Source organism: Oleiphilus sp. HI0066, assembly GCF_001635725.1.
In genome coordinates, this window is sequence record NZ_LWFH01001441.1 from 1 (window position 1) to 722 (window position 722).

At 40.4% G+C, this 722-nt stretch carries 1 protein-coding gene and 1 pseudogene; one reads left to right on the forward strand and one right to left on the reverse strand.

The genetic code is table 11. The annotated features are described in order from the left end of the window. A pseudogene (locus tag A3738_RS31395) lies at positions 1-202 on the forward strand (single-stranded-DNA-specific exonuclease RecJ); the annotation flags it as partial. Between the two features lie 13 nt (positions 203-215). Here the strand turns inward: A3738_RS31395 and A3738_RS22055 are convergent. After that, the coding region (locus tag A3738_RS22055) for a DUF3108 domain-containing protein (protein WP_156504413.1) at positions 216-722 on the reverse strand (507 nt) is incomplete at its 5' end.

The following is a 722-nucleotide window of genomic DNA, read 5'->3' on the forward strand; positions in this document are numbered from 1 at the left end:
GAAGCGCGTATTAAAAGAGAAACACCTAAAGCTTGTTGTTGAGTTTGAAGGTGGCGAGCTATTCGATGCTATTCAGTTTTCAAGCCCCTATTGCTCGGAAGATCTCACTAATATTCGTTTAGTATTTCGTCCTTCAATCAATGAATTTAGGGGGCGACGGAGCGTTCAATTAATGATTGATTACATCGAGCCAGTAGACTAAAAAATAGCTGCGCTTAGTTTGTTTCTAAACGCGTGATGTTGATTTCGTACTTCTCGCCATCTGACTCTGTTTGAATGAACTTCAAAAGGGCATATGGTGATTCGGTATCGATCCAGAACTTTGTTTCTCTCTGGGCTTCTCCTTCACGAACCTTTTCGATTATCGTCGCTGTCTTTGTGCCAATCTTAGTTTCAATTGTTTGCTCTCCAATTGCTTTAAAACGATATTTCCTGATGCTGCCTTTATGAGCGACTTGATAGTCAAATTCGTCGGCGTTTGAAAATGCATTGTCGAGCTGTATTTGAAGTTGGTAGCTTAATCGATCTAAGGTTGGTCCTGCGTTAGTGTAAGTCCATTCTTTTTTCTTGTAGCGTTCTTTGATTTTCGTGTCGTCAAAAAATTCAACACGTTGATAGCGGTTTTTTATGAATGTTCCTTCGAGGGCGTAGCTATACAAAGAGGGAGTGATCATTTGATCAGTGATAGAAAAGGTCGATTGTTCATGGATTGTTGCCGGTAG